This window comes from Klebsiella sp. Ech2A (assembly GCF_030078455.1).
In the GTDB taxonomy this organism is placed as follows: domain Bacteria; phylum Pseudomonadota; class Gammaproteobacteria; order Enterobacterales; family Enterobacteriaceae; genus Klebsiella; species Klebsiella terrigena.
The window spans coordinates 1-7,824 of record NZ_JAQGFU010000192.1 but is presented as its reverse complement, the minus strand read 5'-3'; the positions used below and the strand labels follow the sequence as shown (position 1 = coordinate 7,824).

Below are 7,824 nucleotides of genomic sequence, written 5' to 3'. Positions count from 1 at the left end.
GGACCCCGCCTGGCAGGGCGTCAGCGCCGTGGCGCAGGGGCGGGTTCTGCTGCTCGACGGCCTGCCGTTTGGCTGGCTGGACGCGCCGCCGGGGATCAACCGCCTCGCCGGGATGCGTCGCCTGCACGCCTGGCTCGATCCGCAGGTCCGCGCCACGCTGCAGGAGGATTTAACCCGCTACAGCACGCTATTCTGGCACGCGGCGTTAACCCCCGAGCGCTATACGAGGCTGGTGAATCGTCCATGAAGCCTTCAACGTTGAGCGCCGCGCTGCTGCTTGCCGGCCTGCTGGTCCTCTCGTCAGCCCTGCTAACCGGTCCGTGGAACCTGACCCTCGGGCGGCTGCTCGATCTGCTGTTCGATCCGCATAGCGCCGCCCTTCCCCCGCAGGCCAGCATCGTATTCTGGCAGATACGCCTGCCGCGCATCGGCGCCGCGCTGGCCATCGGCGCGTCGCTCTCCGCCGCCGGAGCCGCCTACCAGGGCATGTTTCGCAATCCGCTGGTCTCGCCGGATATCCTTGGCGTCGCCGCCGGCGCCGGCCTCGGCGCCTGCCTGGCGCTGATGTGCGGAATGTCGACGCTCTATATTCAGCTGTTTGCCTTCTGCGGCGGCCTGCTGGTGGTCGCCGGCGTCGGCATCGTCTCTCGCGCCATCGTTCGCCACGATCCGGCGCTGACGCTGGTGCTGGTGGGGATCTGCCTCGGCACGCTGTGTGGGGCCGGGATTTCGCTGATCAAAATCCTCGCCGACCCCTACACCCAGCTGCCCTCCATCACCTTCTGGCTGATGGGCGGGCTCTCCGATATTACCCCCGGCGATCTGACCGTCGCCGCCCCGCTGATGCTCGTCGGCTGCCTGCCGCTGTGGCTGCTGCGCTGGCGCATCAATCTGCTGACCCTCTCCGATGACGAAGCGCGATCGCTGGGGATCAACGTCGCCCGCCTGCGGCTGATTGTCGTCGCCTGCGCAACCCTCGCGACCGCCAGCGCGGTCGCTATTGCCGGTATTATCGGCTGGGTGGGGCTGATCGTCCCCCATATCGGACGCCTGCTCACCGGCAGCAATCATCAGCGCCTTCTGCCCGTCGCGATGGGGCTTGGCGCCGTGCTGCTGCTCTTAACCGACACCCTGGCGCGCGGGCTGAGCGCCAGCGAAATCCCGCTCGGGATCCTGACCTCTTTTATCGGCGCGCCGTTCTTTCTGGCGCTGCTGCTGCGCAGGAGCCGCCCATGACGCTGCTGACGGTACGCCATGCCGAAATTGGCTATCCCAAACGCACCGTTTTGCGCGACGTGTCGTTTTCGCTGCTGCCGGGCACGCTGTGCTGCCTGCTCGGCGCCAACGGCAGCGGTAAAACCACGCTGATGCGCAGCGTACTCGGCCTCCTTCCTCTGCGCGACGGCCAGATCCTGATTGACGGTCTGCCGGTAACCCAGCTGTGCTCCCGCGAGCGCGCCCGCGCGATTGCCTGGGTGCCGCAGGCGCACGACGGGGCCTTCGCCTTCAGCGTCCTCGACATGGTGCTGATGGGACTTAGCCCCTATATCGGTACCTTCACCCAGCCCGCCAGAAGCGATCGCAATAGCGCACTGGCCCAGCTGGAGGCGCTGGGCATCGCACATCTCGCCGGGCGGAACTGGGCCACGCTGAGCGGCGGCGAGCGCCAGCTGACCTTAATTGCCCGCGCGCTGGTCCAGCGCCCGCGTCTGCTGCTGCTGGATGAGCCGGCCTCAAGCCTCGACTTCGGCCACCAGATCCGCCTGCTCGACACCCTGCGCCAGCTGCGGCAAACCGGGGTGACGCTGTTTATGGCCACCCACCATCCGCTGCACGCCCTCGCCATCGCCGATAGCGTGATCGCGGTCGAGCCAGGCGGCCTCGTCACCCAAGGGACGGCGGCGGAGCAGCTCACAGCGGGCAAGCTGGCCACCCTGTACGGCGTGACGCCGTCACAGATCCGCCATCACCTGGGTCACTCCCACCTTCAGGAATAATTATGCTTATTGATGAAATTGATTTTGCCGGGCTTTACCAACAGCAGATGAAGCTCGCCGGCCGCAGCGAGAAATCCCCCGCCCACTGGGACGCCCGGGCGGAGAAAATGGCCGACAGCTGCGCCCAGCCTACGGACGGCTATCTTCTCCAGCTGCTGGCGAAAATAGACTTAACCGATGCGCACAGCCTGTTCGATATGGGCTGCGGGCCGGGAACCGTCGCCCTGGCGCTGGCGGACAGGCTCGATACGGTACACGGCGTTGATTACAGCCGGGGAATGCTGGAGGTCGCCGAAAAGCGCGCGGCGCAGATGCGCATCGCCAACGCCTGCTGGCATCTGCGGGCGTGGGAGGAGTCGTGGCACGATATTCCGCGCTGTGATATCGCCGTGGCCTCACGCTCAACGCTGGTCGGCAATATGCGCCAGGCGATGGATAAGCTCAACCGCCAGGCGCGGCTGCGCGTCTATACCACCCACCTCGTCCAGCCGACGTTTATGCCGCCGGCAATCCAGCGCGCGCTGGGACGCGAAGTGGTCGAACTGCCGAACTATATCTACGCGCTGAACGTGCTGTATCAAATGGGCATTCACGCGCGGGTCGATTTTATCCGCGGCCCCAGCTGCCAGCGGGATAACGCCACCTTTGAACGTTTTGAAGAGAACGTCAAATGGACGCTTGGCGTACTCAGCGAAGAGGACCGCGCGCGGCTGCGCCACTGGTATCAGCGGCAGGATCCGCAGGCTATCGCGCCGCCCAGCCGCGACTGGGCGCTGATCTCCTGGGAGTGCGGGGAAAACGGATGATTTATATCCCACGAGCGCTGACCGACGCGTGGCTGATGGAAGATATTCAGGGCGGCGACCTGACCACCCGGGCGCTGGCAATCGGCGCCCGCCCCGGCGTCATGACCTTCAGCCACCGTCAGGGCGGCTGCGTCAGCGGTATCTCCCCGGCTGGACAGATGCTGAGCAGCCTGGGATTAACCGTCACCGCGCTGAAGGAGGACGGCGCGCACGCGGCGCCGGGCGAAGCGCTGCTGCGCGCAACCGGCAGCGCGGAGGCGCTGCATCAGGGCTGGAAAGCGGCGCAGAACGTGCTGGAGTGGAGCTGCGGCGTATCGGCCTACGTCGCGGAGATGCTGACGCTGCTGCGCGCCCGCCTCCCGGCCGCCCATATCGCCTGTACCCGCAAAGCCATTCCCGGCACCCGGCTGCTCGGGACCCAGGCCATCGTTGCCGCCGGAGGGCTGATCCACCGGGCCGGCTGCGCCGAAACCCTGCTGCTGTTCGCCAATCATCGCCGGTTCCTCGCCGACGACGGCGACTGGCGGCACGCCGTTCAGCTCCTGCGCCGATCGGCGCCGGAGAAAAAGGTTGCCGTTGAGGCCGACACGCTCGAAGAAGCGCTGGCCTCGCTGCAGGCGGAACCCGACATCCTGCAGCTGGATAAATTTACCCCGCAGCAGGCGCGCCAGGTTGCCGACCTGGCGCAGCGTATTGCCCCGCGCTGCACGCTGGCGCTGACGGGCGGAATGACCTTAACCACCTTAACCAACTACCTCGATTGCGGGATTGAACTGTTTATTACTTCGGCGCCGTGGTATGCGCCGCCGGCGGATATTCAGGTTCGCCTGGAGCCGGACAGTTCAAGATAAAAAAACGAAAACAGGAACAATAAAAATGAAAATCAGGAAGCGCTATCTTTGCACATTGATTAGCCTCAGCTTAGGTCAAACCGCCTGGGCAGACCCGGCGGAGGAGTCAATGACCGTCTGGTCAAGCCCCGTCCCGGCAGCGACCACCAATATCCTCGGCCAGGAGACCATCAGGCGTCTGGATAAGCAGGACGTCGCCCACGCGCTATCGGCGGTGCCCGGCGTGGTGTTACAAAAATCCGGCAGCCGCAACGAGCTGCAGGTGAAGGTCCGCGGCTTTGATGGCCGCCAGGTTCCGGTCTTTTTTGACGGCGTGCCGATCTACGTCCCCTACGACGGCAACCTCGACCTGGGCCGGTTTCTCACTTCCGATATCGCCTCGGTGGAGGTATCAAAAGGCTACTCTTCCCTGCTGCAGGGCCCCAACCAAATGGGCGGGGCGATCAACATCACCACCCCGCGCCCCAGTAAACCGCTGGAAGCCAGCATAGGCTATCGTCAGGGCTGGAGCCGCAGCGAAACGAACGCCTATGACACCCACGCCTCCCTTGGGGCCAGCGGCGATCTGGGCTACATTCAGCTCAGCGGCAGCCGCCTGAAGCAGGATTTCCTCGGCCTGCCTCACGGAACGAATAACCCCGTCGCCGGGGAAGATGGCAAGATGGTCAACTCGGCCAGCGACGATAAGCGCGGCATTATTAAGCTCGGCTTCACGCCGCGCGCAAACGACGAGTACGCCCTGACCTATATCAAGCAGGATGGCGAGAAGCAGAACCCGCCTTATGCCGGTACCAGCAGCCAGAAATCCCGCTACTGGCAGTGGCCGGAGTACGACAAAGAGAGCTACTACTACCAGGGCACGACGCACCTTGGCGACAGCTTGACCCTGAAAAGCCGCCTCTACCACGATACCTTCAAGAATACCCTGCTGATGTATAACTCATTGGCGGACCTGCACAATAAGAACGGCAGCTACAGCCACTATAGCGACTACAGCACCGGCGCGGGGCTGCAGCTCGCCGCCGACGTTCGTCAAAACGACCAGCTCTCTTTCGCCGTTAACTGGAAAGACGATGTGCATCGGGAGAAAAGCGCCGTCAACGGTCCGTACGATCGCTACAAGGATCGCACCTGGTCCGTCGCCAGCGAATACCAGTGGGCGGCGGCGGAGAATCTCGACCTCGTCGCCGGGATGAGCTACGACTGGCGCAACAGCCTTGAGGGAATGAAGCACGAAAAGAACGGCAGCCTGACCCACTACGACGACAACCGACAGAGCGCGTTTAACTGGGAAACCATGGCCCGCTACCGCTTTAGCAACGAAGATACCCTGTCGCTCTCCTGGTCCGACCGTACCCGCTTCCCGACGCTTAAAGAGCGCTATACCACCTCGAAGCCCGCCAAAGACCAGATTGCGCTGGTCAACCCGCAGCTCAAGGCCGAGCGCGCCCGCGGCGTCGACCTGACCTGGAATGGGCGCCTCAACGACCGCTGGGCCTACGAGATAAGCACCTACTATAACCGGGTCAGCGACGCCATCCTGGCGATCAATATCGATGCCGATACGGTACAGAACCAGAACAGCGGCCGGGTTGACTATACCGGCCTGGATTTGGGGATCAAAGGCTCGCCGTTCGAGCAGCTTGACGTCGGGCTAAGCTACGGCCTGATTCACGCTGATGCGAAACGCGAAGAGGCGGGCAAGGTCACCGACCTGCCGGTGCAGACGCTGACCGCCTGGCTGACGTTCAAGCCCGTCGAGCCGCTACAAATCACGTTCTCTGAAGAGGCGCGTTCCTCCAGCTACAGCAACAGCGACGGCTCGCAAAAAGCGCCGGGATTTGCCATTAGCCATCTGCGAACCGATTACGCCATCGGCCACGGTTTTAGCGTCAACGCCTCGGTTAATAACCTCTTCGATACCCGGTACTACTACGGTGAAGGATTTATTGAGGAGGGGCGTAACTTCTGGGCCGGCGTGGAGTATAAATTCTGAGACCTTCTCCGCCGCGGCGGAGAACAAGGAGAGCACCATGATGACAGATTTTCCGGTAATGCTGCGCAGCATTCTCGGCAACCAGCGCCAGGCGGACGGTTCCCTGCGTAAAACGGCGCTAAGCGGACGCGTGTTCCTCAACACCCACGGCCTGCAGGCAGAGAACGGGATCGAGGAGCATTTTGCCGATCCCGACTGCGCGCTGATGCACTACGCGCGGGAGCATTACGACTACTGGCGAGAACGCTACCCGGCGCTGGCGGGACAGCAGCTGCATATCGGTCTGTTCGGCGAGAACTTTTCCACTCGCGGGATGACGGAAGCCAACGTCTGTCCGGGGGATGTTTTTCGCCTCGGCAGCGCTGAAATCCAGATCTCCTGGGGACGCGTGGCCTGTCAGACCATGGCCGAGCGGCTAAGGGACCCTCACGCGCCGGAGCTGATGCACCAGCAGTCGCGCAACGGCTGGTTTTACCGGGTCCTGACCCCCGGCGAGACCGGCTGCAGCGACGGCTTTGTGCTGCTCGATCGGCCGGCGGCCGGCTGGCCGCTTAGCCGGGTGCAGGCCATTGTCTTTAGCGACGGCGGAACGCCGGAGGAGCTGCTGGCGCTCTCAGCCATGCCGTTCCTTGCCGACGGCTGGAGAGCGCTGGCGCTGCTGCGTCTGCAAAGCCGCTCTTAGCTCCCGCCGCTCCTTAGCGCCGGGCTACCAAATCTGGTAGCCCGGCGCGGCAGCTTTCGCCGCGCCATCCCCCGCCCGCCGCACCTGTGTCGAAAAATACATATTTATCATGAGGTTTTACTTTTCTGCGCGCTAATTACATCTTGATAACGAAAAGATAAACAATAATAATTCGCATTACTTTATGACAAAAATTGACAATTTCGCTTTTTCACGCAGCGGCGTACAGGAGTACCAGGCTGCGTAACATCAGGATTATGCAATGATCGCTCGCGTCACCTTCAAACGCTCCGCCTTGCTGTGCGCCCTCGCTACCGCTTTCCCTCTCGCAGGCCTTGCGGAAGAGACGGTCGTGGTTACCGCCCAGCCCGTCGATTCCGCCAGCTCGCCAACCGTGGGCTATAGCGCAAAGACCTCCGCAGGGGCCACCAAAACCGATCGGCCGCTGATTACTACCGCCCAGTCGGTGTCGGTTATTACCCGGCAGCAAATGGCCGATCAGGGCGCGAATACGATTAGCCAGGCGCTGCAGTACACGCCCGGCGTCTACTCGAGCTTTGGCGGCGGCGCGACGCGTTTTGATACCGTCTCCCTGCGCGGCTATCACGGCGGCGACGTCGACAACCTGTTCCTCGACGGCATGCGTCTGATGAGCGACGGCGGGAGCCACAACGTCATTCAGGTCGATCCGTGGTTTATCGAGCGGGTGGACGTTATTCGCGGCCCCTCCTCCGCGCTGTACGGGCAAAGCGTGCCGGGCGGCCTGGTCAACCTGACCTCGAAGCGCCCGCAGTTCACCTCCGAAGGCCATTTCCGCCTCAGCGGCGGAACGCAAAATAGCAAAGGCGCCGCCTTCGACTATACCGATGCCATTAACGACCAGTGGGCCTATCGGATTATCGGCATGACGCGCTCCAGCGATACCCAGTATGACAACTCCCGCGAAGAGCGTTACGCCATTTCGCCGTCCCTGCTCTGGCAGCCGGATAGCGACACGTCGCTGCTGCTGCGCGCCTATCTGCAAAAAGACCCGTCGGTCGGCTATCACGGCTCGCTGCCGCTGGACGGCACCCGCTACGCGCACAACGGGCGCAAGCTCTCCACCGGCACCAACGAAGGCGATCCCTCCGATGGCTATCAGCGTCGCGAGCAGATCTACAGCTATGAGTTTAATCACCAGTTCAGCGACGTCTGGTCGGCCTACTCCGCCGGCAGCTATACCCACACCAACGTCTCGCTAGATCAGGTCTATCAGGTGGGCTGGGTTGACGATAGCAATATGCTCTCCCGCGGCTACAGCGGCTCGCGCGGCTCGCTGGACGCGTGGTCTACGGATAACCGCCTGAGCGCCGATTTTAATACCGGCGAGCTGGCGCATACCCTCATCCTCGGCGCAGAATATCACCGCTTCCGCAACGATTTATGGACCGGAGCCGGCAGCGCCTCGCCGCTCGATCCGTTTACCGGTTATACCGCCCAAACCGGACACATC

The 7,824-nt window shown here is 63.1% G+C and carries 7 protein-coding genes and 1 pseudogene; all 8 read left to right on the top strand.

What is annotated here, in order from left to right:
* Positions 1-247: pseudogene (locus PFH44_RS22560) on the top strand (iron ABC transporter substrate-binding protein); the annotation flags it as partial.
* A complete protein-coding gene (locus tag PFH44_RS22555; RefSeq protein ID WP_283826214.1) occupies positions 244-1,236 on the top strand; it encodes a FecCD family ABC transporter permease in 993 nt (330 codons plus the stop codon). The pseudogene PFH44_RS22560 and the gene PFH44_RS22555, both read left to right, overlap by 4 nt.
* Positions 1,233-1,997, top strand: a complete 765-nt coding sequence (locus PFH44_RS22550) for an ABC transporter ATP-binding protein (protein WP_283826213.1) — start codon at positions 1,233-1,235, stop codon at positions 1,995-1,997. The genes PFH44_RS22555 and PFH44_RS22550 overlap by 4 nt, the downstream gene beginning before the upstream one ends.
* Before the next feature lie 2 nt (positions 1,998-1,999).
* Positions 2,000-2,803, top strand: coding sequence for a methyltransferase domain-containing protein (locus PFH44_RS22545; protein ID WP_283826212.1), 804 nt, complete (start codon positions 2,000-2,002; stop codon positions 2,801-2,803).
* The gene (gene modD / locus PFH44_RS22540) at positions 2,800-3,654 is read left to right on the top strand and encodes a ModD protein (RefSeq protein WP_283826211.1); all 855 of its coding nucleotides are present in this window, start codon (positions 2,800-2,802) and stop codon (positions 3,652-3,654) included. Before PFH44_RS22545 ends, modD begins: the two co-directional genes overlap by 4 nt.
* Before the next feature lie 25 nt (positions 3,655-3,679).
* On the top strand, positions 3,680-5,650 hold the full coding sequence (locus PFH44_RS22535) for a TonB-dependent receptor plug domain-containing protein (RefSeq protein WP_283826210.1): 1,971 nt from the start codon (positions 3,680-3,682) through the stop codon (positions 5,648-5,650).
* A gap of 37 nt (positions 5,651-5,687) precedes the next feature.
* A complete protein-coding gene (locus PFH44_RS22530) occupies positions 5,688-6,332 on the top strand; it encodes an MOSC domain-containing protein (protein ID WP_133598422.1) in 645 nt (214 codons plus the stop codon).
* A gap of 262 nt (positions 6,333-6,594) precedes the next feature.
* A partial coding sequence (locus PFH44_RS22525; protein ID WP_283826209.1) for a TonB-dependent siderophore receptor occupies positions 6,595-7,824 on the top strand: 1,230 nt, incomplete at its 3' end.

What these genes read in the sequence shown, in the direction of transcription:
- PFH44_RS22545 (WP_283826212.1), top strand. Translation starts at nt 2,000, where the DNA reads ATGCTTATTGATGAAATTGATTTTGCCGGGCTTTACCAACAGCAGATG.
- PFH44_RS22550 (WP_283826213.1), top strand. Translation starts at nt 1,233, where the DNA reads ATGACGCTGCTGACGGTACGCCATGCCGAAATTGGCTATCCCAAACGC.
- PFH44_RS22555 (WP_283826214.1), top strand. Translation starts at nt 244, where the DNA reads ATGAAGCCTTCAACGTTGAGCGCCGCGCTGCTGCTTGCCGGCCTGCTG.
- modD (WP_283826211.1), top strand. Translation starts at nt 2,800, where the DNA reads ATGATTTATATCCCACGAGCGCTGACCGACGCGTGGCTGATGGAAGAT.
- PFH44_RS22535 (WP_283826210.1), top strand. Translation starts at nt 3,680, where the DNA reads ATGAAAATCAGGAAGCGCTATCTTTGCACATTGATTAGCCTCAGCTTA.
- PFH44_RS22530 (WP_133598422.1), top strand. Translation starts at nt 5,688, where the DNA reads ATGATGACAGATTTTCCGGTAATGCTGCGCAGCATTCTCGGCAACCAG.